19 protein-coding genes and 1 pseudogene are annotated in these 23690 nt (G+C 64.5%); 15 read left to right on the top strand and 5 right to left on the bottom strand.

The features are described 5' to 3' along the window. Positions 1–6: 6 nt before the first annotated feature. Together ABIF91_RS43190 and ABIF91_RS43185 are read right to left on the bottom strand one after the other, a co-directional pair. On the bottom strand, positions 7–1026 hold the full coding sequence (locus ABIF91_RS43190; RefSeq protein ID WP_028179455.1) for an MraY family glycosyltransferase: 1020 nt from the start codon (positions 1024–1026) through the stop codon (positions 7–9). After that, a complete protein-coding gene (locus ABIF91_RS43185; protein ID WP_424579804.1) occupies positions 1023–1982 on the bottom strand; it encodes a lysylphosphatidylglycerol synthase transmembrane domain-containing protein in 960 nt (319 codons plus the stop codon). The genes ABIF91_RS43190 and ABIF91_RS43185 overlap by 4 nt, the downstream gene beginning before the upstream one ends. A gap of 197 nt (positions 1983–2179) precedes the next feature. Here ABIF91_RS43185 and ABIF91_RS43180 point away from each other — a divergent pair, with 197 nt between their 5' ends. The 9 genes and pseudogenes from ABIF91_RS43180 (at position 2180) to ABIF91_RS43140 (ending at position 14537) form a co-directional block, all read left to right on the top strand. Then, entirely contained in the window at positions 2180–3169 is a 990-nt protein-coding gene (locus ABIF91_RS43180; RefSeq protein WP_028179453.1) for an SDR family NAD(P)-dependent oxidoreductase, read from the top strand. A 7-nt stretch (positions 3170–3176) separates the two neighbouring features. Continuing rightward, positions 3177–4589: a mannose-1-phosphate guanylyltransferase/mannose-6-phosphate isomerase gene (locus ABIF91_RS43175; protein ID WP_028179452.1), complete on the top strand. Its 1413-nt coding sequence runs from the start codon at positions 3177–3179 to the stop codon at positions 4587–4589. A 176-nt stretch (positions 4590–4765) separates the two neighbouring features. After that, entirely contained in the window at positions 4766–5770 is a 1005-nt protein-coding gene (locus tag ABIF91_RS43170; protein ID WP_028179451.1) for a Gfo/Idh/MocA family protein, read from the top strand. 51 nt (positions 5771–5821) lie between these two features. Further along, complete coding sequence (locus ABIF91_RS43165; protein WP_035718037.1) at positions 5822–6973, top strand: DegT/DnrJ/EryC1/StrS family aminotransferase; 1152 nt, start codon at positions 5822–5824, stop codon at positions 6971–6973. Between the two features lie 173 nt (positions 6974–7146). Next, a complete protein-coding gene (gene murJ, locus ABIF91_RS43160) occupies positions 7147–8673 on the top strand; it encodes a murein biosynthesis integral membrane protein MurJ (RefSeq protein ID WP_028179449.1) in 1527 nt (508 codons plus the stop codon). A gap of 745 nt (positions 8674–9418) precedes the next feature. Next, positions 9419–9886, top strand: coding sequence for a GNAT family N-acetyltransferase (locus ABIF91_RS43155; protein ID WP_424579803.1), 468 nt, complete (start codon positions 9419–9421; stop codon positions 9884–9886). A 160-nt stretch (positions 9887–10046) separates the two neighbouring features. After that, complete coding sequence (locus tag ABIF91_RS43150) at positions 10047–12356, top strand: xanthine dehydrogenase family protein molybdopterin-binding subunit (protein WP_028179447.1); 2310 nt, start codon at positions 10047–10049, stop codon at positions 12354–12356. 127 nt (positions 12357–12483) lie between these two features. Continuing rightward, complete coding sequence (locus tag ABIF91_RS43145) at positions 12484–12933, top strand: cytochrome c (protein WP_028179446.1); 450 nt, start codon at positions 12484–12486, stop codon at positions 12931–12933. A 342-nt stretch (positions 12934–13275) separates the two neighbouring features. After that, positions 13276–14537 (top strand): annotated as a pseudogene (locus tag ABIF91_RS43140) (cystathionine gamma-synthase family protein). Between the two features lie 74 nt (positions 14538–14611). On the opposite strand, the gene ABIF91_RS43135 reads toward ABIF91_RS43140, so the two are convergent. Next, a complete protein-coding gene (locus ABIF91_RS43135) occupies positions 14612–15028 on the bottom strand; it encodes a CHRD domain-containing protein (RefSeq protein WP_028182282.1) in 417 nt (138 codons plus the stop codon). Positions 15029–15182: 154 nt separating this feature from the next. On the opposite strand from ABIF91_RS43135, the gene ABIF91_RS43130 reads away from it, so the two are divergent. After that, on the top strand, positions 15183–16109 hold the full coding sequence (locus tag ABIF91_RS43130) for a c-type cytochrome (RefSeq protein WP_028182281.1): 927 nt from the start codon (positions 15183–15185) through the stop codon (positions 16107–16109). A gap of 220 nt (positions 16110–16329) precedes the next feature. On the opposite strand, the gene ABIF91_RS43125 is transcribed toward ABIF91_RS43130, so the two are convergent. Both ABIF91_RS43125 and ABIF91_RS43120 read right to left on the bottom strand, forming a co-directional pair. Then, entirely contained in the window at positions 16330–17448 is a 1119-nt protein-coding gene (locus tag ABIF91_RS43125) for an IS5 family transposase (RefSeq protein ID WP_035695438.1), read from the bottom strand. 76 nt (positions 17449–17524) lie between these two features. Continuing rightward, positions 17525–17770 carry an Lrp/AsnC ligand binding domain-containing protein gene (locus ABIF91_RS43120; RefSeq protein ID WP_028182135.1) on the bottom strand — a complete coding sequence of 82 codons (246 nt, stop codon included), beginning with the start codon at positions 17768–17770 and terminating at the stop codon, positions 17525–17527. A gap of 128 nt (positions 17771–17898) precedes the next feature. On the opposite strand from ABIF91_RS43120, the gene thiD reads away from it, so the two are divergent. From thiD to ABIF91_RS43095, 5 genes are all read left to right on the top strand, one after another. Continuing rightward, on the top strand, positions 17899–18699 hold the full coding sequence (gene thiD, locus ABIF91_RS43115; RefSeq protein ID WP_028182134.1) for a bifunctional hydroxymethylpyrimidine kinase/phosphomethylpyrimidine kinase: 801 nt from the start codon (positions 17899–17901) through the stop codon (positions 18697–18699). A 319-nt stretch (positions 18700–19018) separates the two neighbouring features. Next, positions 19019–19831, top strand: a complete 813-nt coding sequence (locus ABIF91_RS43110; RefSeq protein ID WP_028182133.1) for a UDP-2,3-diacylglucosamine diphosphatase — start codon at positions 19019–19021, stop codon at positions 19829–19831. Between the two features lie 13 nt (positions 19832–19844). Then, complete coding sequence (locus tag ABIF91_RS43105) at positions 19845–20888, top strand: glycosyltransferase family 4 protein (protein ID WP_028182132.1); 1044 nt, start codon at positions 19845–19847, stop codon at positions 20886–20888. A 74-nt stretch (positions 20889–20962) separates the two neighbouring features. Then, positions 20963–21946: a threonine/serine dehydratase gene (locus ABIF91_RS43100; protein WP_028182131.1), complete on the top strand. Its 984-nt coding sequence runs from the start codon at positions 20963–20965 to the stop codon at positions 21944–21946. Between the two features lie 567 nt (positions 21947–22513). Beyond that, a protein-coding gene (locus tag ABIF91_RS43095; protein ID WP_129557670.1) for an IS3-like element ISRj2 family transposase occupies positions 22514–23643 on the top strand; the annotation gives its coding sequence in 2 pieces (ribosomal slippage) (positions 22514–22766 and positions 22766–23643; 1131 coding nt in all). Positions 23644–23690: the final 47 nt, after the last annotated feature.

The raw sequence follows: 23690 nt of genomic DNA, 5'->3' as shown, positions 1-23690 counted from the left end.
CGACCTTCAAGTCGCCTGAGGCCGGGAGAAACGGCGCAGCACGACGCCGATCGCAATCATTCCCACCGTAAGCGCGAGCGCGATAACGGCCATCGAACCGGCGCGAATGGTGACGATGGCGAGCAATGCCAGTACGAGATTGAGCGCGAATGCCTCGCCGACCACCCGCTTCACCGTGAACCCGTTGTCGGTTGCACGCTGATAAAAATGCGTGCGGTGTGCCGACCAGAACGGTTCGCGCCTGATGATGCGCCGGAACAGCGTGATGGTGGAATCCGCAAGATAATAGGCGGGCAACAGCAGCGCTGCGGCCGTCTGCCCCCGGAAGGCGAGCTCCAGCAGGCACCAGCCGAGCAAGAGGCCGATCGGCAGGCTGCCGACATCGCCCAAGAAGACCCTTGCGACCGGACGGTTGAACGGGGCAAAGCCGAGCATGGCGCCGCACAGCGCGGCGGCGATCAGCACGGCCGGCCACGAGAGATCCCCGAGCATTCCCAGCAGCAGCAGCGCAGCGGTGACCGGCACGACTTCCGCCACCGTCATCAGGTCGAGCCCGTCCATGAAGTTGACGAGGTTCACGAACCAGACTCCGGCAAGGACGATGAGGCCGCGCTCGAGCGCAAGCGGCAGCGCCGGCACGATGCGCGCGGTCTCCGGCGCGGTGAACACCACTGCACCGACGCAGGCCGCCTGCAGCACCAGCCGCACGAGCATGGGCAGCGACTTTATGTCGTCGGCAAACCCGACCAGCGCGATCAGCACCGTCGCGCCGATCAGTACCGGCGGGATAGCGACGTTCGCCCAGACGGCCCAAAGCGAGGCGACGATCAGGGTCGCGCCGATCACCGCGATGCCAGCGCCCTGCGGGGTCGGGATGCGATGTGAGGACCGCGCGTTCGGGCGCGCCAGTGCGTAGCGCTGGAGCAGGGGGCGGCTGGTCCAGGTGACGAGCGCCGAGATCAGCGCGGCGATCGCAACGGCAAGCAGCACGGGCGCGCCGGCGAGTGCTTCGGTGGTCGAGCTCACTCCGGCACTCCGATCGGGGCCGAGCCTTGCGCGGCCTTCTCCGCGCTGAGGATCCAGACCAGGCCGCCGACGGCGCCGACGATGAAGTACACGGCGCCGAACAGCAGCGAGACGTTGACGCCCTCGTTGGCGGCAAGTCCCGCGAAGCCGAACGCAAGGCTCATCGTGGCTTCGCGCACGCCCCAGCCGGCGATCGAGATCGGCATCATCGTGATCAGCATCACCGGCGGCACAAGCAGAAAGACGTCGCTGAAGCGAACCGGGGCCGCAATCGACCGCACGACGCACCAGGCGATGACGACGGCTAGCACGTGAACGAGGACCGACAGGATTGCGACGATCGACCCGCGGGTGCGGCTGAAGATCACGCGATTAGCGATCACCGCGCAGGCGTGAATGTGATGCGTGCCCCACCAGGTCTTCAGCCAGGGCCATTTCAGCACGCCGAAAATCAGGAAGCCGAGGCCGCCGGCGAGCGCCACGAGGTCGATGAGCAGCAGCGCCGAGCGCCCGTGCGGATCGGTGATGAGCGTGTAGCTCCAGGGCAGGCTGGCGACGATGAGAACCGCGAGCGCGATCAGGCCGATCGCGCGGTCGACGAAGATCGAGTAGGTCGCCGCACGCCAGCCGGCGCCGGCGCGTGCGACCAGCCAGAGCCGGACCGCATCGCCGCCGATCGCCGACGGTAGGGTCTGGTTGAAGAACGAGCCGATCACGTTGTAGCGCATGGCGCGGCTGAGCTCGAGCGGTGCGCCGCAGACGGCGCTGATCTGGCGCCAGCGCAGCACGCCGACGAAGATCTGCAGGAACGCAACCGCGATCGCGACGCCGATCCAGAACAGGCTAGTGACGGTGAAGCGCGAAAACAATTCGGACAGGTCCACCTTACGCAGCGCCAGATAGAGCAGCGCCGCGGAAATCATGATCTTGGCCGTCGACAACAGGATTCGGCGCATCTCGCCCGCATGGACAGGGTTTGCGAAGATTTGAGGCAACCCGACGCGAGGCGCCGAATTCGGCCGCTTTGGTATGGTCTTGGCGCCGATCTTGCAATAGCCGTCGTTGGGGTGTTGTGAGGGCAGCGGCGAGCCTATTGCGCCCCGATCGAGCTGGCGGCTAAACAGGACCGGGCGAGGGATCCCCAGGGAACAGGATGACGGATCAGGCGATTTTGGTCACGGGTGCCGCCGGATTCATCGGCTTTCACGTCGCCCGGCAGCTCCTGGACGAAGGCCGCCCCGTCGTCGGGCTCGACAATCTCAACAGCTATTACGATCCGGCGCTGAAGAAGGCGCGTCTGGCGCTGCTCAGGGACGATTCCCGCTTCTCCTTCGTCGAGGCCGATCTCGCCGACCGCGAGGCGATGGCGGCACTGTTTGCCCAACATCGTTTTGCCAAAGTCGTGCATCTGGCTGCGCAGGCCGGCGTGCGCTACTCGATCGAGCAGCCGCACGCCTATGCCGATTCCAATCTCCATGGCTTTCTCAACGTGCTGGAGGGCTGCCGCAACAACGGCTGTCGTCATCTCGTCTGCGCCTCGTCATCCTCCGTTTACGGTGCCAACACAAAACTGCCATTTGCGGTTGCAGACCGCACCGATCATCCCGTCAGCTTCTATGCCGCGACCAAGAAGGCGAACGAGGTGATGGCGCAGTCCTACAGCCATCTCTACCGCCTGCCGGTCACGGGGCTGCGCTTCTTTACCATTTACGGCCCGTGGGGCCGGCCCGACATGGCCGTATTTCTGTTCGCGAACGCCATCATGGCGGGCAAGCCGATCCGGCTCTTTAACCATGGCGAGATGCGGCGCGACTTCACCTATATCGATGATGTGACCTGCGTCGTATCGAAGCTGATCGATCTTGTGCCCGCGGACGATCCGGCTGCCGCAAATGCGCCGTTTAAGCTCTACAATGTCGGCAACCACCATCCGGAGGAGCTGATGCACGTCGTCGGTCTTCTGGAGCGGGAGCTGGGCCGGACGGCGATCAAAGAATTGCTGCCGATGCAGCCGGGAGATGTGCGGGAAACGTTCGCGGATGTCGAGGATCTGATGCGCGACACCGGCTTTGCACCGTCAACGCCGATCGAGCATGGGGTTCATCATTTCGTCACCTGGTATCGGGACTACTTCAAGGTTTGAGATCACGATGGACAAACGCATAATCCCCCTGATCATGTGCGGCGGCGCCGGCACGCGGCTGTGGCCCGCTTCGCGCGAGGTTCGCCCCAAGCAGTTCCTGCCGCTGTTCGGCACGCGCTCGACATTCCAGGACACGCTGCTGCGCGTGTCCGATCCCTCCCTGTTCGACCGGCCGATCGTCATCACCAATGCGTCCTACCGCTTCATGGTGCTGGAGCAACTCGCCGAGATCGGCATCGAGGCGGACGTGATCCTCGAGCCGATGCGGCGCGATTCCGGCCCCGCGATCGCTGCGGGCGCGGTATTCGCGCAGAACCGCGACAGTGAAGCGATCGTGCTCGCGCTCGCCGCCGACCACGTGGTGCAGGACAATGCCGCCTTCGTCGCGGCCTGCCGCGAGGGCCTGACCGCCGCACGCGCCGGGCGCATCGTCACCTTCGGCGTCAAGCCGGAGCGGCCGGCGACCGAATACGGCTACATCAATCCGGGTGAGGTGATCTCAGGCGAGGTGCATGCGGTTGCGCGCTTCGTCGAGAAGCCGGATGCGGTGAAGGCGTCCGACTACGTCAATTCGGGATATCTCTGGAACAGCGGCAACTTCATGTTCCCGGCCGCCGTGCTGCTCGACGAATATCGCAAGGTCGATGCGGGAAGCGTCGAGGCAGTCACCAGCGCCGTCAACAATGCCGGCCGCGATCTCGGCTTCGTCACGCTGGAGCCGGAAGCGTTCGGCGCGGCGAAGGCGATCTCGATCGACTATGCGGTGATGGAGAAGACCGCGCGCGCCGCCGTCGTGCCGGTGTCGTGCGGCTGGTCCGACGTCGGCTCCTGGCTCGCTGTGTGGGAGCTGTCGGAGAAGGACGCGCAGGGCAATGCGGCGCATGGCACCGCCGTGTTCGAGGACTCCCGCAACTGCAACGTCACCACCGATTCCGCGCTGGTCGCGCTCGAAGGCGTCGACGATCTCGTCGTGGTCGCCACCGCGGACGCGATCCTGGTCTCGCGCCAGAAGGATGCCAACGGCCTGAAGCGCCTGGTGACCAAGCTGAAGGCGGTTGCGCCGAAGGTCACCGAGGAGCATCTGAAGGTGCACCGGCCCTGGGGCAGCTATCAGTCCGTCGACAACGGCGAGCGTCACCAGGTCAAGCGCATCGTGGTGAAGCCGGGCGGGCGCCTGTCGCTGCAGAAGCACCATCATCGCGCCGAGCACTGGATCGTGGTGCGGGGCACGGCCCACGTCACCGTCAACGAGGCCGTGAAGACGGTGCACGAGAACGAGTCGATCTACATCCCGATGGGCGCCGTGCACCGGATGGAGAACCCCGGCAAGATCCAGCTGGAGCTGATCGAGGTCCAGACCGGCTCTTATCTGGGGGAAGACGACATCATCCGGATTGAAGACGACTATCAAAGGTCGTAACCAGCAAGCTCCGAATCACGCGACCCGGGCCGGGAAGACGGTATGTTTTGCGGCTTAAGGCCCGGGGAACGTGTAACTTTTTGAATCAAATCGTGTCCGGGGTCCCAAGTCCGCATTCGCCAACGGCCGTGCTAGGAGAGGCGCCGGGGATTTGGGTTGAATCGGGGTTTGCTCAGATGAGTTCCAAAGGATCTGCACCGGCGAAGGCCGGCTTGCGCGTCGGCGTCATTGGCGCCGGCGTGATGGGCAGCAACCACGCGCGCGTGCTTGCGGGTCTACCCGGCGTCAGCCTCGTCGGCGTCGTCGATCCCTCGGCGGCACATCGCGCGCGGGCAACGGAGCTTGCCGGTTGCGAAAGCTTCGAGACGCTCGACCAGCTCCTCGCCGAAGGCCTCGACGCCGTGACCATCGCCGCGCCCACCCATCTGCATCACGAGGTCGCGCTCGCCTGCATCGCCAAGAACATCCACGTGCTGGTCGAGAAGCCGATCGCCTCCACGGTGGCAGAGGGCCGCGAGATCGTCGCCGCGGCACAGAAGGCCGGCGTGACGCTGATGGTCGGCCATGTCGAGCGTTTCAATCCGGCGGTCGCCGCGGTCAAGCAGGCCATCGCGGGCGAGGACATTCTCTCCATCGCCATCACGCGCGTCGGCCCGTTCCCCCCGCGCATGTCCAATGTCGGCGTCGTCATCGATCTTGCCGTGCACGACATCGATCTGATCCGCTGGTTCACCGAATCCGACATCGTCGAGGTGCAGCCGCAATTGTCGAGCGCCGTCGCCGAGCGCGAGGACATCGCGCTCCTGCAGTTCCGCACCGCCAACGGCGTGCTCGCCCACATCAACACCAACTGGCTGACGCCGTTCAAGGCGCGCAGCGTCACGGTCGCCACCCGCGGCAAATACGTGATGGGCGATCTGCTCACGCGCCAGGTCACCGAGTGCTTCGGCTTCAAGCCCGACGGCAGCTACTCGATGCGGCACCTGCCGGTCGGCCACGATGAGCCGCTGCGCGCCGAGCTGATCGCGTTCCTCAAGGCGGTGCGCCATGGCGATACGCCGGCCGTCACGGGCGATGAAGGCGTCGCCAGCCTCGAGATCGCCACGCAATGTCTCGAAACGCCGTCGCGGCCTGCGGCGACGGCGCCTGTCCGCAAGGCTCCGCGCCGCGTCGCCGGCTGATCCTTTTCCATGTCGACCGCTCAAACGTCACAAGGCGCCAAGAACCAGACTATGAACCAGCATCTGCGTTCCGATCCCATTCCCTTCATCGACGTCGGCGCGCAGCGGCGCCGGCTCGGGGCCTCGCTCGATGCGGCCGTCAAGCGCGTGCTCGACCATTGCCAGTTCGTCAACGGACCCGAGGTCTTCGAGCTCGAGAAGCAGCTCGCGGCCTATTGCGGCGCCAAGCACGTGATCGGCTGTGCCAGCGGCACCGACGCGATCCTGATGGTGATGATGGCGAAGAATGTCGGGCCCGGCGATGCGGTGCTGTGTCCATCCTTCACCTTCATCGCGACCGCCTCGCCGGTGGCGCGGACCGGCGCGACGCCTGTCTATGTCGACGTGGACGAGGCGACCTTCAACATGAGCCCGGAGTCGCTGAAGCGCGGCATCGCGACCGCCCGCAAGGCCGGCCTCAAGCCCGTCGCGGTGATTCCGGTCGACCTGTTCGGCCAGCCGGCCGATCACGATTCCATCGCCGAGATCGCCAAGGCCGAGGGCCTGTTCGTGCTCGACGACGCCGCGCAGGCGTTTGGCGCGAGCTACAAGGGCCGCAAGCTCGGCACGCTCGCGCATGCCACGGCGACCAGCTTCTTCCCGGCAAAACCGCTCGGCTGCTTCGGCGACGGCGGCGCGATCTTCACCGATGACGACGAGCTCGCGGCCACGCTGCGTAGCATCCGCGTGCACGGGCAGGGCATGGACAAATACGACAATGTCCGTCTCGGCCTGACCGGCCGGATCGACACCATGCAGGCCGCGGTCCTGATCGAGAAGCTGAAGATCTTTGACGACGAGATCGCCGCCCGCAACAAGGTCGCGGAGCGCTATGAGCGCGGTCTGTCCAATGTGGTCACCGTGCCGCGCCTCAGCCCCGGCAATACCTCGGTCTGGGCGCAGTACACCATCCGTCTGCCCGAGGGTACCGATCGCGACGGCTTTGCCGCCGCGCTGAAGGCCCAGGGCGTGCCGACCGCGATCTACTACGGCAAGTCGATGCATCAGCAGACCGCCTACAAGCATTACCCGGTCGCGGAAGGCGGGCTGCCGGGTTGCGAGAGCCTGTCGCAGGACGTCATCAGCCTGCCGATGCACGCCTATGTGACCGAAGCCGACCAGGAGCGAATCATCGCCGCCGTCCGCGGCGCGCTCGCGGGGTGATTTTGCTTCACCTCTCCCGCTTGCGGGAGAGGTCGCGCCGAAGGCGCGGGTGAGGACTCTCCTCTGGGGGAGTGACACCCTCTCCCCAACCCTCCCCCGCAAGCGGGGGAGGGAGCACACCACCGTCACGGTTTGCACCTAGACCTGATCGCGCCATGCTCTAAAACAGGCGCATGCTCGGACGCATCTTCACGGTTGGCGGATACACGCTGCTCTCGCGGGTCACGGGATTTGCCCGCGACATCATGCTCGCGGCGATCCTCGGCGCCGGACCCGTGGCCGATGCCTTTTTCGTGGCGCTACGGCTGCCCAATCATTTCCGCGCGATCTTCGCCGAGGGCGCCTTCAACGCGGCCTGGGTGCCGGCCTATGCCCATGTCCATGGCGAGAAGGGGGAGGCGGCGGCAAGCCTGTTCGCCGACCGCATCTTCACGCTGCTCCTGGCCTCGCAGGTGGTGCTGTTGATCGTCGCCTGGTTGTTCATGCCGCAGGCCATGAGCATCCTCGCACCGGGCTTCGGTGACGACGCCGAGCAGCGCAAGCTCGCGATCGAGCTGACCCGAATCACCTTTCCCTATCTGCTCTTGATCACGCTGGTGACGCTCTACGGCGGCATGCTCAACGTGATGCAGCGTTTCGCCAGCGCGGCGGCGGCCTCGATCTTCCTCAATGTCGCGATGATGATGACGCTGGCGCTCGCCGCCTGGTTTCCGACCGCGGGCCATGCCGCAGCCTGGGGCGTGCTCATCTCCGGCTTCCTGCAATATTTCCTGCTCGCGGGCGATCTCGCCCGCCATGGCGGCCTGCCGCGCTTCGCGCCGCTGAAGCTCGACGAAGACGTCCGCGGCTTCTTCAAGGCGCTTGGACCTGCGACGCTGGGCTCGATGGGCACGCAGGTCGCACTGTTCGCCGACACCATCATCGCGACCTTCCTGCCCGCGGGCGCGCTGTCGGCGCTCTATTATGCCGACCGTCTCAACCAGTTGCCGATCGGGGTCATCGGCATCGCCATCGGCACGGTGCTGTTGCCGGAGATGTCGCGGCGGATTACCGCCAACGACCATGACGGCGCGATGAAGGCGCAGCGTCGCGCCTTCGATTTCACGCTGCTGTTCTCGATCCCGTTCGTGGCGGCCTTCCTCACCGTGCCCGACGAGATCATGCGTGCGCTGTTCGCGCGCGGCGCCTTCTCGAAGGCCGATGCCGTCGCCGCCGGCGGCACACTCGCGGCCTATGCCATCGGCCTCATTCCTTTCGTGCTGATCCGCAGTGCGGTCGCAACCTTCTATGCGCGCAAGGACACCGCAACGCCGGTTCGCGCCTCGCTGACCGGCATCGCCGTCAACGTCGCATTGAAGGTCGCCCTGATGGGATCCTTGGCTCAGATCGGCCTTGCGCTCGCAACCGCCATCGGCGTCTGGACCAATCTCTTGCTGGTGCTGTTCTTCGCCGTGCGGCGCGGCTTCCTCGTGCTGGACCGTGCCTGGCTGATGTCGCTCGCGAAATTCCTGCTGACCGGCCTCATCCTGGCCGCCGCGTTCTGGCTGATCGCGCATTTCGGCGGTGCGTATCTTGGCTCGATGCGCTTCCACGATGAGTTGACTCTGGTCCTGCTCGCCGTCGGCGGCACCATCGTCTACGCGCTCGCGATCCTCATCCTGTTCGGCCGTAGTTGGTTGGTCTCCCTGGTGCGCGGCTAAAGCATGATCCGGAAAAGTGCGTAGCGGTTTTCCGAAAAGATCATGCTTAAACAACAACCTAAAGCGCGATGACGATTCATCCTGTCGCATCGCGCTTTAGGCGCGCAGGGCGCTCGCTTCCAGGGTGCAACCGACATTTGCACATCTCTTGATTTTGTGCGATTGCCGTGGTATGAGCAACGCATGATCAAATCGTCGCGCACCCTCAACCGCAACCACATCACCCGCTTCGGCTGGGCGGTGGGAGGAGTCGTGCGCTAGGATTTCGACGACGACATCTTTTCACCAGGCCCCGCCGGCATCGGACGGGGCCTTTTCTTTGGCCACGCTCCCTGCCGGCTCAACAGCAGGAGCATCCGATGCCACCCCAACAGACGACCACCACAGTCGCGACGGAGCGCGATGTCGCGAGACGTCGCCTCGACCTCTCCATCGTCTTGAGCGTGCTCAGGCAACACTGGCGGGCGTTTCAGGAGCTGCGGCCGCGTGCACGGGTCAGCTTGCACGACCTGAGCGACAGGGACCTGGTGGACATCGGCCTGACGCGTGGCGAGATCGACTGCATCGCGCCTGAACGTGCGCTCGAGAGGTTGAGAGACAATGCGAGGGCTCTGTGGGGCCGCGGTGGGATGTGAGAAGGCCAGCAATCCCTGCCGACCTTCGCTGCGACAAGGAGAGGAGGCGATCATGACATCGCATGCGGCGCGTCCCCAGGCGGACGTGGAAACCCGACGATTGACTGTCGATGATTTCGATCTCTTCCGCGAGATTCGCGCGGAGGCGCTTCGGACGCACCCTCAGACGTTTGGTTCTGCTGAAGAGGACGAGGGCGGAGAGGCGATGCTGGCGGCTTATCAGCCATTGGCTGAGTGGAGCGATCCTCGGCGCCTTTGTGCGCGGAAATCTGATCGGAGTGGCGGGCTTCTACGTGTCGCCAGCTCGTCGATCGCAGCACAGGGGTCACATCTTCACGGTTTACGTGAGGGAAAATGGCCGAGGCAAAGGATTCGGAGATCGACTCATCAAGGAGCTTCTTGCCCATGCCGAGGCACGCGTCGAGCAGGTACACCTTGAGGTCCTGCTCGAAGCAACCGCTGCAATCAGGACCTACAAGCGCAACGGGTTCGAGGTCTACGGCACGGATCCCTGTGCCGTCCGCATAGGTGATGTCACGTATGATAAATATCTTATGGTCAGGAAATTCAGCCATTGACACGGGTTTGGCGCGGCTGAGCGTCATGGTTGCCCGAGAGCCGCCGAGGGCGGCTTCGAATCATCGGCCTTGACGGGCGCGCCCACCTAAACCCGTTTGCCTTGCCAGTTTTTCCACGGCAATATGGCCCGCAAAACAACCATGAGAACGGGAAAACAAAATGGCGGCTCCCATCAAGTTCGGCGTTGGCCAAAGCGTGCTGCGCAAGGAGGATGACGCGCTCATCCGCGGCAAGGGCCGCTATACCGACGATTACGCGCCGCAGGCTGCGCTTCGCTGCTTGATGCTGCGTTCGCCGCATGCGCATGCCAAATACACCATCGATGCGAGCCGGGCCCGCGGGCTCCCCGGCGTCGCGCTGATCCTGACCGCCGAGGACGTTGCGGATCTCGGCAATCTGCCCTGCCTGTTCAACCTCGAGACCGATCCGTTCACCGGCCCGCCTTACCCGATCCTCGCCAAGGACGAGGTGCGGCATGTCGGCGATGCCATCGCCTTCGTCGTCGCCGAGACCATCGACCAGGCCCGCGACGCGATCGAGGCGATCGAGGTCAAATGGAGCCCGCTGCCGGCGGTGACCGGCGTCGTCAACGCCGTGAAGAAGGGCGCAGCCCAGGTCTGGCCGGACAAGCCCGGCAACGTGCTGTTCGATGTCTCGATCGGCGACAAGGCCGCGACGGAAGCCGCCTTCGCCAAGGCGCATGCGGTGGCCGAAATCTCGATCGTCAATCCGCGCGTGGTCGCGAGCTTCATGGAGACGCGTGCGGCAGTCTGCGAATACGATGCCAAGCGCGATCACCTGACGCTCACCATCGGCAGCCAGGGCAGCCATCGGCTACGCGACATCCTGTGCCAGAACGTGCTCAAGATCCCGACCGACAAGATGCGGGTGATCTGTCCCGATGTCGGCGGCGGCTTCGGTACGAAGCTGTTCCCGTATCGCGAATACGCCCTGATGGCGGTCGCGGCCAAGAAACTGAAGAAGACGGTGAAATGGGCGGCCGACCGCACCGAGCATTTCATGGGCGACGCGCAGGGGCGCGACAACGTCACCACCGCGAAGATGGCGCTCGCCGAGGACGGCAAGTTCCTGGCGATGGATTGCGACCTGATGGGCGACATGGGCGCGTATCTGTCCACCTTCGGGCCCTACATCCCGCATGGCGGCGCCGGCATGCTGCCGGGCCTCTATGACATCCAGGCGTTCCACTGCCGGGTGCGCACCATCTTCACCAACAGCGTGCCGGTCGACGCCTATCGCGGCGCGGGCCGGCCTGAGGCGGCCTATGTCATCGAGCGTCTGGTCGATGCCTGCGCGCGAAAACTCGACATGACGCCGGACGCGGTCCGCCGCAAGAACTTCATCCAGCCGAAGGCGCTGCCGTACAAGACTGCCACCGGCAAGGTCTACGATTCCGGCGACTTCGCCGCGCATCTGAAGCGCGCGATGGAGATCGCCGAGTGGAAGGAGTTTCCCAAGCGCGCGAAGCTCGCCAAGAAGCATGGCCTGATCCGCGGCATCGGCCTTGCGAGCTATGTCGAGGTGTGTGGCACCATGGGCGAGGAGACCGCCAATGTGCGGCTCGATCCCAATGGCGACGTCACTGTCCTGATCGGCACGCAATCGAGCGGGCAGGGGCACCAGACCGCCTATGCGCAGATCGTCGCCGAGCAGTTCGGCGTCGCGCCCGAGCGCGTCCACATCCACCAGGGCGACACCGACGAGATCGCAACGGGCCTCGGCACCGGCGGCTCGGCCTCGATCCCCTCGGGCGGCGTCAGCGTCGAGCGCGCCACGCGCGAGCTCGGCCAGAAGCTAAAGGAGATCGCAGCGCAGGCGCTGGAGGCCAGCGCGGGCGACCTCGAGATCTCCGAGGGCGTGGTGCGCATCGCCGGCACCGACCGCTCGATCTCGTTCGCCGATCTCGCCAAGCGGCCTGGCGTCGATCCATCGAAGCTGAAAGGCAGCGCGACCTTTGCCAGCGCCGACGGCACCTATCCGAACGGCACCCACGTCGCGGAGGTCGAGATCGATCCGGCCACCGGCATCATCAAGATCGTCAACTACGTGATCGTCGACGATTTCGGCAAGACGCTCAATCCGCTGCTGCTGGCGGGACAGGTGCATGGCGGCGCCATGCAGGGCATCGGCCAGGCGCTGATGGAGCAGGTGGTGTATGGCGCCACCGACGGCCAGCTCATCACCGCAACCTTCATGGACTACGCGCTGCCGCGTGCGGCGGACGGGCCGGCCTTCGTGTTCGAGACCAACAATATCCCCTGCAAGACCAATCCGATGGGGGTGAAGGGGGCGGGCGAGGCCGGGGCGATCGGCTCCTGCCCGGCGATCGTCAACGCCATCGTCGACGCGCTCTGGCGCGAATACAAGATCGACCACATCGACATGCCGGCAACGCCGGAGCGGGTGTGGATCGCAATCAACGAGCACCATCGCCGCCACAGCCTGTGAACGGTGATCTTCCCCGCGGGCGGGAATAAACGCCAGCCGCGGGGTTCTATCCATGATGGGTCCCGGCTTCCCCTGAAGCCCGTGAAGCTCATTCCATGAACATCTCGAGAGCCGGAGAAACGAGTCAATGAAACGGACGATGATTGTCGCGGGCGTCCTTGTGCTAGGCGCGGGCGCCGTGATGGCGCAGCAGGAGATTGCCGTCCAGCAGGACAATCTGATGCGCTCGATCGCAAAGAACCAGTACGGCGTCATCCAGAAGATGACCAAGGGTGACATCCCCTTCGACAAGAAAGCTGCCGATGAAGCCATCGCCAGCATCGAGGCCGATGTCGCCAAGATCGCCAAGACCTTCGAGGTCAATCCCAAGCAGGACGTGGTGAACGCGACCTACGGCAGCTCGCAAAAGATCTGGCAGAACAAGGCCGATTTCGACTCCAAGATTCCTCCGGTGCAGAAGGCGATCGCCGACGTCAAGGGCAAGATCAAGGATGTCGCGAGCCTGAAGGCGGCCTACACCGCGATCAACGATCGCTGCAACGATTGCCACGAGACGTATCGTGTGAAGCTGAAGTAACGGCGCAGTTCGTGGCCCGAAGTTCGTAGCCCGGACGAGCGCGACGACACCCGGGACGGTGGAAGCATATTTCGCTGAGTTCATGCGACCTACGGTTTCTGCGATCGCCGCGCCAGCCGGTCGAAGCCGATGGGTCTGTCCGGATTGCCTGCGCTCCATCCGCGCGCTTGGCGCTACCTCTGATCGCGACTGGCCACGAGCCAGCCACGAATTCCGTTCGCATGGCCTGACGGATCGCTTTCAAAGAGGTTATCTATGGTGATGCCGATGCGGCATCGATGTCTCACGGCATCCGGAGGTTCCAACGCCCGGCGCGGAATTGAATCAACAGCGAGATAGGCCATGGCAAAACCGTTTCCGTCCAAGACCCATATCGGCAACCATATGCTGCATCCGGAAACCTTGATGCTGACCTATGGCTATGATCCGCAACTGTCCGAAGGCGCCATCAAGCCGCCGGTATTCCTGACTTCCACCTTCGTGTTCAAGACGGCCGAGGACGGGCAGGACGGCGCGAGCCGCCGGAAGGCATGGGCGCGGGCCTCGTCTATTCGCGCTTCAACCATCCCAACAGCGAAATCGTCGAGGACAGGCTCGCGATCTACGAGCGCACGGAGAGTTGTGCGCTGTTCTCATCCGGCATGGCGGCCATCTCGACCACGATCCTGGCCTTCATTTGCCCCGGCGATGTCATCCTGCACTCCCAGCCGCTCTATGGCGGGACGGAAACCCTGCTGACGAACACGCTTGCGCGCCTGTCGATCGGCGCCGTCGGCTTTGCCGACGGCATCGACGAGACGGCGGTCAGGCAGGCCGCGGAGGAGGCCATGGGCAAGGGGCGGGTGTCGATGATCCTGATCGAGACGCCGGCCAATCCGACCAACGGCCTGGTCGACATCGCGATGATCCGCCGTATTGCCGACGCGGTCGGAAAGGCGCAGGGACACACACCGGTCATTGCCTGCGACAATACGCTGCTCGGACCGGTGTTTCAGCGGCCGATCGAGCATGGTGCGGACCTCTCGCTGTATTCGCTGACCAAATATGTCGGCGGTCATTCAGACCTGATCGCGGGCGCCGCGCTCGGCTCGAAGGCGATCATGAAGGGCATCAAGGCCTTGCGCGGCGCCATCGGGACCCAGCTCGATCCGCATTCCTGCTGGATGATCAACCGCTCGCTGGAGACGCTCAGCCTGCGGATGGAGAAGGCCAACGACAATGCGCGCCTCGTGGCGGACTTCCTGCGCGATCATCCCAAGGTCGCCAAGGTCCATTACCTCGGTCATCACGAGGAGGACTCGCCGGCCGGGCGCGCGTTTGCGAGGCAGTGTCTCGGTGCCGGGTCCACCTTCTCCTTCGACATCGAAGGCGGCAAGGAGGCGGCGGTCAAGTTCCTCAACGCGCTGCAGATCCTCAAGCTGGCGGTGAGCCTTGGCGGAACGGAATCGCTTGCGAGCCTGCCCGCAACCATGACCCATTCCGGCGTCCCCGCCGACATCCGCCGCAAGATCGGCGTCCTCGATTCCACGATCCGGCTTTCGATCGGCATCGAGAACCCGTCGGACCTGATCGCCGACCTCGCGCAGGCGCTGAACGCGGCTTGAGCGCCTCCCGGAATCGAAAAGGCCGGACGCCCCCTCCAGCGCCCGGCCTTCGCGCAACGAAGCAGCCTCGAGGCTTACTTCGTCACCTGTCCCCGGATCTCGCCGCCCGGATTGGCTGCAGTGTGGATATTGATGTAGTACTTGCCGCCGAGCAGATCGGCGGCCTGCGCGTCGGTCAGGGTCGCTTCGCCCTTGACCGGGCTCGAGGCCGCGTTCGGGATCGGGACAGCAACGCCTGCGTTCTTGCCGGCCTCGGCGGGCCCGTGGAAATGCGCGGCTGTGGCAGGGCCGGAGAGGCCGGAATAGGTGACGGTCCAGGACAGTTTCTTGCTGGCGGCATCGTAGTTCAGATCGGCCGTTCCCGTGGCGCTGCTGGTCGTCGCCGGCACCTCGGCCTTGCCGTCCAGCGTTGCCTTCAGCTTTTCGGCGTTCGCGGACCCCGCAAAGGCAACGGCACCGAGCGCGAACACGGCAATGACGGACTTGTTCATGACATTCTCCCTGTTGAATTCGACGGGCTGCCAAACTTCCAACAGCCGGCATTTCACTTTATTCCCGTCTCCGGCCGGGGTGGGCTAAAATCTTCGTGGCTGGAGTGGCAACGACATCGGTCATAGGTTCGCCGTAACGAGTGAATGGGTGCGCATGTTGCAACGAACAATTGTCGCGGCGCTGCTCGTCGCGATCGCCGCTGCCGGCCTTTACTGGTGGCTCAGCGCGCCGGTGGTGGCGGCTGCGAGCGCCATCCCGGGCCGTGCGCCCGATCTCGCCAATGGCGAGGTGATGTTCAACGCCGGCGGCTGCGCGTCCTGCCATGCCGTTCCCAATCAGCCAGATCGTCTCAGGCTTGGTGGCGGCGTCGCGATCAAGTCGCCGTTCGGAACGTTCTACGCGCCGAACATCTCGCCCGATCCGGACGATGGCATCGGCAAATGGACGGACGCCGATTTCGTCAACGCGGTGATGCACGGGGTCTCGCCCTCGGGCCAGCACTATTTTCCGGCCTTTCCCTACACCTCCTACCAGCACGCGAGGCGGCAGGACGTGCTCGATCTCTTTGCCTATCTGAAAACGCTGCCGGCGGTTGCAGGCAAGGTGCGTGATCACGAGGTGAGCTTTCCCTTCGACATCCGGCGCAACATCGGCATCTGGAAGTTCCTGTTCATGGACGGCAAGCCCTTCGTCGCCGACGCCAGCAAGTCGCCGCAGTGGAATCGCGGCGCCTATCTCGTCAACAGCTTCGGCCATTGCGCCGAGTGCCACAGCCCGCGCAATGCGCTCGGCGGCATCATCGCCGGCGAGCGATTTGCCGGCGGTCCGAATCCGGAAGGCGAGGGATGGGTTCCGAACATCACCCAGAAGCGCCTTGGCGAGTGGAGCACGAAGGATCTCGCCTATTTCCTCAAGACCGGTGAATTGCCGGATGGCGACAGCGCCGGCGGCGCGATGACGCGCGTGATCAAGAACACCTCGCAATTGCCGGACCAGGATCTCGCGGCGATGGCGGAGTACCTCAAATCGCTGCCGCCGGTGGACGGGCCGACGCCGCCGAAACGCAAGCAGGGCAGCTAGCGCAGCAGCGCTAAAGCGCGATGAGATTTGGACGAATCGTCATCGCGTTTCAGCTGTTGTTTGCGCATGATCTTTCCGGAAAACCGCTTCGCACTTTTCCGGATCATGCTCTAGCAGGCTGCTGAAGAAGTCTCGCTTTCGTGTGATTTAAGTCGTCGTTTTGCAGGGGCGGGTCGAGATCGGATGTCGGACAAACGAGCTGGAACGCTGTCGCCTTGTCTCAGGCGATGGCTGGAGCCAGTAGTTTTGGAATGCGGATCAGATTGTAGGCAGCGACCGCAAACGTGAACACCGCGTTGGCCTTGGCAAGTCCTCGCACCTTGACCTGATCGAGGCCGGCCTGCGCCTTGATCCAGCCGAACACTTCCTCGATCCGCTTGCGCGAGATTTGGCTGATCCCGTAGCCCGCATGCCGCGTGGTGCGGCCATCGACCGCCGTCTTGCGGACCACGCCATGCTTGCTGACCGTGCCGTTGATCGCAACGTGCGGCGTCACCTCGCGCTTACGCAAATGTTGGACAAAAGAGGTCGCGTCGTAGGCCTTGTCCGCGCCCAGCGTCATGCGACGCTTTTGCTTCCTCCTCCTGCCTTTCCGACGATCGACCATGGTCAGCGCCGCTTCTCGTTCCGCCGTCCCCGTCGCGTGTGTCAGCATCGCATCGACTGCAAGCCCGTTGCGGTTCTCCATCAGAACATGCCCCATGAAGCACAGCCGGCTCTCACGGCCAGCCGCCTTGCGATAGAGCCGGGCGTCGGGATCAGTGGTTGAGCTATGGGTCTCATTCGAACGCTTTTCCTGATGGAAGTTTCGCTCGCCGTTGCGGCCCGACGCCGGAGGCTCGCCAGAGCCATCCTTCGGCCGGAAGCTCTTCATCGACGCCCAGGCATCGATCAGTGTCCCGTCGACCGAGAAGTGCTCGCTCGACAGTAGCTTCTTCACCTGTGGCAAGGCCAGCAGCGCCCCCAGGAACTCGCGCGCCACCTCCGCCTCCAAAAGCCGATCGCGATTGTGGGTGAACACCGTCGCATGCCAAACCTCCGCGTCCATCGGCAGCCCCACGAACCAGCGGAACAACAGGTTGTAGCTGATCTGCTCCACCAACATTCGCTCAGAGCGCACCGAGAAGAAGGCTTGCAACAGCGTCGCCCGCAGCAGCATCTCTGGCGCAATCGAGGGGCGCCCCGTCGAGGAATAAAGCCTATCAAAACGCTTGTTCAGCGAACCCAGCGCCTCATCCGCCAATCCCCGGATCGCCCGCAATGGGTGATCCGCCGGAATCCGCCCCTCAAGCCGAACATATGCGAACAAACCTTCCGACTGGTCGTCCCGTCCTCGCATCCAAATCTCCCCGTGCCTTCACTTCCACGGAATCACAGGTCATTATCGCCGTCGAGAACAGTTTTGCAGCAGCCTGCTAGCCCGCGCCGAACGCCTTGAAGGTGATGATGGTGAGGGTGTCCTGGATGCCCGGCAGCACCTGCACCTTCTCGTTGACGAAATGGCCGATATCGGTGTCCTTGTCGACGTAGAACTTCACCAGCAGGTCGTATTGGCCGGCCGTGGAGTAGATCTCGGAGGCGATCTCGGCTTCGGCAAGCGCATTGGCCACCGTGTAGGACTGGCCGAGCTTGCATTTGATCTGGACGAAGAAAGGAACCATCGCGGGCACTCCGAAAGCGTATTCTTCCGGCTAATAGGCCAAAACCGGCCGGATTTAGCAAGCGAACTTGCTGGGTTCGGTGCGAGCTTGCTAAGACGGCTCATGGCTCGAAAACGCGGAAAATCGTCATGACGACCCCGGTCGCACTCACCATCGCCGGCTCCGATTCGAGCGGCGGCGCCGGCATCCAGGCGGACCTGAAGACCTTTGCCGCGCTCGGCGTCTACGGCGCCTCCGTGATCACGGCGCTGACGGCGCAGAACACGCGCGGCGTCACCGGGATCCACGCGGTGCCGGCCGAGTTCGTCACCGGACAGATCGACGCGGTGTTCTCCGATCTCGAAATCGGCGCGGTGAAGATCGGCATGGTGGCCCAGGTCGCCAGCACCGATGCCATCGCCGCCGCGCTGTCGCGCTGGGCGCCCCGGCACATCGTGCTCGATCCCGTCATGGTCGCGACCTCCGGCGACCGCCTGCTGGCCGCGGAAGCCGTCGACGCCCTGCGCACCAGGCTGATACCGCTGGCCGCCGTGATCACGCCCAACCTGCCGGAGGCCGCGGCTCTGCTCGACGAGCCGGTCGCGGCAAGCGAGGCCGAGATCGAAAGCCAGGGGCGCCGCCTGCTGGCGCTCGGCTGCCGCGCCGTCCTGGTCAAGGGCGGGCATGGCGAGGGCGCCGAGAGCATCGACTATCTGGTCGGTGCGGACAGCACGATCACGCTCGCCGCGCCGCGCATCGCCACCCGCAACACCCATGGCACCGGCTGCTCGCTGTCGTCGGCGATTGCGGCGGGGCTGGCCAAGGGCGAGGATCTGGAAAACGCCGTGCGCAATGCCAAGGCCTGGATCAGCGCCGCGATCGCCGCCGCCGACCGCTTCAGCGTCGGCCACGGCCATGGGCCGATCCATCATTTCCACAGGTTCTACTGACGCGGGGCTCGTTCACCTCTCCCGCTTGCTTGCGGGAGAGGTCGGCGCGAAGCGACGGGTGAGGGCTTTCTCCTCTTGGAGAATCCCACCGGTGAAACACCCTCTCCCCAACCCTCCCCCGCACGCGGGGGAGGGAGCGCACCTGCTTCCGGAGGGACAAGGCGATCTGCCTTTGCGCCTCCTGCGGCGCCGTGTCGCCTGATTGTCGCATGCGACTGATATTCGCGGGGAGGGCGAGGCGAAGTTTGATTCGTAGCTGAGGTGCCTCAAGGTTCAATCGGTCATCCCCCTGTCACGGGACATTGTTACAGGCTGGCGCATGGGAAGTTACGCTGTGAGTGACGAGAGCCCGGAGCGGCGCTTTCGTACCTTGTTCATCTCCGACGTTCATCTCGGAGCCCGCGGTTCTCAAGCCGATCTCCTGCTCGACTTCCTGCGCTATCACGATGCCGACACGATCTATCTCGTCGGCGACATCGTCGACGGCTGGGCGCTGAAATCGAGCTGGCATTGGCCGCAATCGCATAACGATCTCGTCCAGAAGCTGTTGCGCAAGGCGCGCAAGGGCGCCAAGATCATCTACATCCCCGGCAATCACGACGAGTTCCTGCGCAACTATTACGGCACGCATTTCGGCGGCATCGACGTCGTCGAGAACACGGTTCACGCCGGCGCCGACGGCAAGCGCTATCTCGTCATCCACGGCGACATCTTCGATCTCGTGGTGCAGAACGCGCGCTGGCTCGCCCATCTCGGCGACAAGGCCTACGACTTCGCGATCCAGATGAATCGCCTCGTCAACTTCTTCCGCCGCCTGTTCGGCGTGCCCTATTGGTCGCTGTCGCAATGGGCCAAGCAGAAGGTCAAGAACGCCGTCAACTATATCGGCGCGTTCGAGCAGGCGCTCGCCGCCGAGGCGCGGCGCCACGAGGCGGACGGCGTGATCTGCGGCCACATCCACTACGCCGTGATCCGCGACGAGGCCGGCATCCGCTACATGAATTGCGGCGACTGGGTCGAGAGCTGCACCGCCCTGGTCGAGCACGACGACGGCCATTTCGAGATCATCACCTGGGCGGATCATCTGCAAAAGCCGGCAGCCGTCCCGCAGGTCGCGGCAAGAGCCGCATGACAAGGGCCGCCTGATGCGTATCCTGGTCGCGACCGACGCCTGGCACCCGCAAGTCAACGGTGTGGTTCGGACGCTGACCAAGCTTGCCGACGCGGCCAGGGGTCTCGACGTCGAATTCGCGTTCCTGACGCCGCAATCGTTCCGCACCTTCGCGATGCCGAGCTATCGCGACGTGCGGCTGGCCATGCCGCGTCCGGCCCGGATCGCGAGGCTGATCCAGGAAGCGCGTCCGGACAGCATCCACATCGCGACGGAAGGGCCGATCGGACTGATGGTCCGCCGCTATTGCCGCCAGCGCAAGCTGCCGTTCACGACCAGCTTCCACACCCGCTTCCCCGAATATGTCCGCGCCCGCGTGCCGGTGCCGGGTTCGCTGATCTGGCACGCGCTGCGCCGTTTCCATGCGCCCAGCCGTGCGGTGATGGCGGCAACCCCGGCGCTGGCCCGCGAACTGACCGACCGCGGCTTCGACAATGTCGTGCTGTGGCCGCGCGGGGTCGATACCGGCCTGTTCCATCCCCGTGCCATCGATCTCTGCCTGCCGGCACCGGTGTTCCTGTCGGTGGGCCGGGTCGCGGTGGAGAAGAATCTCGAGGCTTTCCTCGACCTCGATCTGCCCGGCACCAAGGTCATCGTCGGTGACGGCCCGGCGCGTGCCTCGCTGGAGGAGGCCTATCCCGATGCGATCTTCCTCGGCGAGAAGCAGGGCGAGGCGCTGGCGGACATCTACGCGGCCGCCGACGTGTTCGTGTTCCCCAGCAAGACCGACACATTCGGCCTGGTCCTGCTGGAAGCACTCGCCAGCGGGCTGCCGGTGGCGGCCTTTCCGGTGAAGGGCCCCCGCGACGTGATCGGCGATGCGCCGGTGGGCGCGCTCGATCACGATCTGGGCAGTGCCTGCTTCGCCGCGCTCGACGTCTGTCGGCAGGACTGCGTCGCGTTCGCCGCCAACTACACCTGGGAAGCCTCGGCGCGGGTCTTTATCGACAGCATCAGGGCCGTTGGCGCGGTGCTGCCCGGCGGGAACGGGACGGAACAGCCTCGCTTCGTCGCCTAAAGCCACCTCGATCGCTCGAATCCTCGCGCGGAGGTGTCTTGCCGGAGCCTCGTCGGCCGCGATACCATTCCGCCATGACCGAACAGCTCCTCCCGATCGGCCCAGCCGATATCGACGCGGCAGCGCGCGTGATCGCGCCTTACGCCATCCGCACCCCGCTGTTGTCCTTTCCCGTGCTCAACGAGCGCGTCGGTGCCAAAGTCTTCCTGAAGCCCGAGATGCTCCAGCGCACCGGGTCGTTCAAGTTCCGCGGCGCCTTCAACAAGGTGTTCTCGATCCCGCAGGACAAGCGCGCCGGTGGCGTGGTTGCGTTCTCCTCGGGCAACCATGCCCAGGGCGTGGCGGCCGCGGCAAAGATCCTCGACATGCAGGCCACCATCGTGATGCCGGCGGACGCGCCGCTGTCGAAGCGCGAGCGCACCAAATCCTACGGCGCCGAGGTCGTGCTGTACGACCGCGATCGCGACGACCGCGAGGCGATCTCGCGCGGCATCGCCGAGAAGCGCGGCGCGACGCTGGTGAAGCCCTATGACGATCCCTTCGTGATCGCGGGGCAGGGCACCGCCGGCCGCGAGATCGCCGAGGACATGGCGAGCCTCGGTCTCGCCCCTGACATCGTGGTGGCGCCGGCCTCAGGCGGCGGCCTGATCGCGGGCGTCGCGACTGCCGTGAAGGCGCGCTATCCGCTGGCCGAGATCGTGGTGGCCGAGCCGGAGGCCTTCGACGATCACGGCATTTCGCTGACCGCCGGCCACCGCGAGCCGCATCCACCGGCGGGCCGCACCATCTGCGATGCGCTGATGGCCTTGATGCCCGGCGAGATGACCTTTGCGATCAACAGCAAGCTGCTCGCGCGCGGCGTCACGGCATCGGACAAGGAAGTCGGCGCGGCCGTCGCGTTCGCCTATCGCGAACTCAAGCTCGTGGTGGAGCCGGGCGGTGCCGTCGGCCTCGCCGCGCTGCTCGCGGGGCGTCTCGACGTCGCCGGAAAGAACGTCGTCATCGTGCTCTCAGGCGGGAACGTCGACGCCGATCTGTTCGCCGAGCTGGTGGCTTAGCCGTCATTCCGGGGGCTCGCGAAGCGAGAGCTACGATGCGCAATTGCGCATCTGAGAATCCATTTCTCCGCCGACTCTGCCGCAGAATGGATTCCGGGCTTGCGCCTTTCGGCGCATCCCGGAATGACGAAGCTCAAGAGCTGACATGATGAAGGGGCAGAGCGTTGCGGCTCTGCCCCTTTCGCTTTGCTCATTGCGTGGTTCGAACTCGCGGCTTGCTCGGTGCAACCTCTCCCGCTTGCGGGAGAGGTCGGCACGCAGTGCCGGGTGAGGGCTTTTTCCTCTTGGGGATTGTCCCGTTGTGGAGAGACCCTCTCCCCAACCCTCGCAAGTGCAGGGCAATCGCATTTGAATTTTGCAGAGGTCGTCATGCCCGGGCTTGTCCCGGGCATCCACGTTCTTTGTGCCGCGTGGAAAGGCGTGGATGGCCGGGACAAGCCCGGCCATGACGCTATGGAGACAGTCGGTGCCCATAGCCAAGAGCTGGCCCCGCAAATTCGGACAGTAGCTTGAGTGGATTTTCTGCCTGACAGCGGCGAGGATTCTTGCTGCGAATCAGGAGCGAAGATGACGAAGAAGAGCCGCCGGACGCATTCTCCGGCATTCAAGGCGAAGGTTGCTTTGGCTGCGGTCAAAGGCGACAAGACACTGGCGGAGCTGGCGCAACTGTTTGATGTTCATCCGAACCAGATCACGATCTGGAAAAACCAGCTCCTGGAAGGCGCCGCCGGCGTGTTTGGGCATGACAAGACATCGGCCGAGACGCCGGTCGATTTGAAGGCGTTACATGCCAAGATCGGCGAGCTGGCGTTGGAAAACGATTTTTTGTCCGGCGCGCTCACCAAGGCGGGCCTGCTGAGCGCAAAGCGATGATCGACCGCGATCATGATCTTTCTATCGTGCGCCAGGCGAAGGTCCTGAAGCTGGCTCGCAGCACGGTCTACTATGAACCTCGGCCAGTTTCGGCCGAGGACCTTGCCTTGATGCGTCGGCTCGATGAGCTGCATCTCGATTATCCCTTCGCGGGAGCGCGTATGCTGCGATCGTTGCTGCGGCGGGAGGGCGTATACGCCGGTCGCCGCCACATCGCGACGCTGATGAAGCGCATGGGGATCGAGGCGGTCTATCGTCGCCCGAACACGAGCAAGCCGGCTCCGGGTCACAAGATCTACCCGTACCTGTTGCGCGGATTGAAGATCGAGCGGCCCGACCATGCGTGGGCAATGGACATCACCTACATTCCGATGCGGCGTGGCTTCGTCTATCTCGCGGCGGTCGTCGATGTGTTCAGCCGACGGGTCCTGGCCCATCGCGTCTCGATCACAATGGAGGCGGCCTTCTGCGTCGAAGCGGTCCAGGAGGCGTTGGCGAAGCACGGCAGGCCCGAGATTTTCAACACGGATCAGGGCAGCCAGTTCACCAGCCTCGAGTTCACCGATGTGCTGCTGGACGCGAAGATCGCCATCAGCATGGACGGCAAGGGCGCCTGGCGCGACAACGTGTTTGTCGAGCGGCTCTGGCGCACGGTCAAATACGAAGAAGTATATCTCCGCGCCTACGACAGCGTGTCCGAGGCGCGAGCGTCAATTGCCAAGTATCTGGCCTTCTACAATCAGGGACGCCCTCACTCGAGCCTTGACGGGCGCACGCCCGACGAGGCTTACTTCGGCACGCAAGCTATGGTGATGGCCGCATGACCGTCGCCGACGGTTTTGTCGTCGCTCTGGTCGGGCTACGCCCTCCC

This window comes from Bradyrhizobium sp. USDA 241 (assembly GCF_049739505.1).
Classification (GTDB): Bacteria; Pseudomonadota; Alphaproteobacteria; order Rhizobiales; family Xanthobacteraceae; genus Bradyrhizobium; species Bradyrhizobium liaoningense.
Note: the sequence above shows the minus strand (reverse complement) of the source record. Positions and strands in the feature narration are given on the sequence as shown.

Excerpts from the sequence above, each read along its gene's own strand:
- ABIF91_RS43155 (WP_424579803.1), top strand. The coding sequence starts at position 9,419 with ATGATTTCGATCTCTTCCGCGAGATTCGCGCGGAGGCGCTTCGGACGC.
- ABIF91_RS43170 (WP_028179451.1), top strand. The coding sequence starts at position 4,766 with ATGAGTTCCAAAGGATCTGCACCGGCGAAGGCCGGCTTGCGCGTCGGC.
- ABIF91_RS43135 (WP_028182282.1), bottom strand. The coding sequence starts at position 15,028 with ATGAACAAGTCCGTCATTGCCGTGTTCGCGCTCGGTGCCGTTGCCTTT.
- ABIF91_RS43105 (WP_028182132.1), top strand. The coding sequence starts at position 19,845 with ATGCGTATCCTGGTCGCGACCGACGCCTGGCACCCGCAAGTCAACGGT.
- ABIF91_RS43110 (WP_028182133.1), top strand. The coding sequence starts at position 19,019 with ATGGGAAGTTACGCTGTGAGTGACGAGAGCCCGGAGCGGCGCTTTCGT.
- ABIF91_RS43185 (WP_424579804.1), bottom strand. The coding sequence starts at position 1,982 with ATGCGCCGAATCCTGTTGTCGACGGCCAAGATCATGATTTCCGCGGCG.
- thiD (WP_028182134.1), top strand. The coding sequence starts at position 17,899 with ATGACGACCCCGGTCGCACTCACCATCGCCGGCTCCGATTCGAGCGGC.
- ABIF91_RS43150 (WP_028179447.1), top strand. The coding sequence starts at position 10,047 with ATGGCGGCTCCCATCAAGTTCGGCGTTGGCCAAAGCGTGCTGCGCAAG.
- ABIF91_RS43120 (WP_028182135.1), bottom strand. The coding sequence starts at position 17,770 with ATGGTTCCTTTCTTCGTCCAGATCAAATGCAAGCTCGGCCAGTCCTAC.
- ABIF91_RS43100 (WP_028182131.1), top strand. The coding sequence starts at position 20,963 with ATGACCGAACAGCTCCTCCCGATCGGCCCAGCCGATATCGACGCGGCA.
- ABIF91_RS43165 (WP_035718037.1), top strand. The coding sequence starts at position 5,822 with ATGAACCAGCATCTGCGTTCCGATCCCATTCCCTTCATCGACGTCGGC.
- ABIF91_RS43130 (WP_028182281.1), top strand. The coding sequence starts at position 15,183 with ATGTTGCAACGAACAATTGTCGCGGCGCTGCTCGTCGCGATCGCCGCT.
- ABIF91_RS43145 (WP_028179446.1), top strand. The coding sequence starts at position 12,484 with ATGAAACGGACGATGATTGTCGCGGGCGTCCTTGTGCTAGGCGCGGGC.
- ABIF91_RS43175 (WP_028179452.1), top strand. The coding sequence starts at position 3,177 with ATGGACAAACGCATAATCCCCCTGATCATGTGCGGCGGCGCCGGCACG.
- murJ (WP_028179449.1), top strand. The coding sequence starts at position 7,147 with ATGCTCGGACGCATCTTCACGGTTGGCGGATACACGCTGCTCTCGCGG.
- ABIF91_RS43180 (WP_028179453.1), top strand. The coding sequence starts at position 2,180 with ATGACGGATCAGGCGATTTTGGTCACGGGTGCCGCCGGATTCATCGGC.
- ABIF91_RS43125 (WP_035695438.1), bottom strand. The coding sequence starts at position 17,448 with ATGCGAGGACGGGACGACCAGTCGGAAGGTTTGTTCGCATATGTTCGG.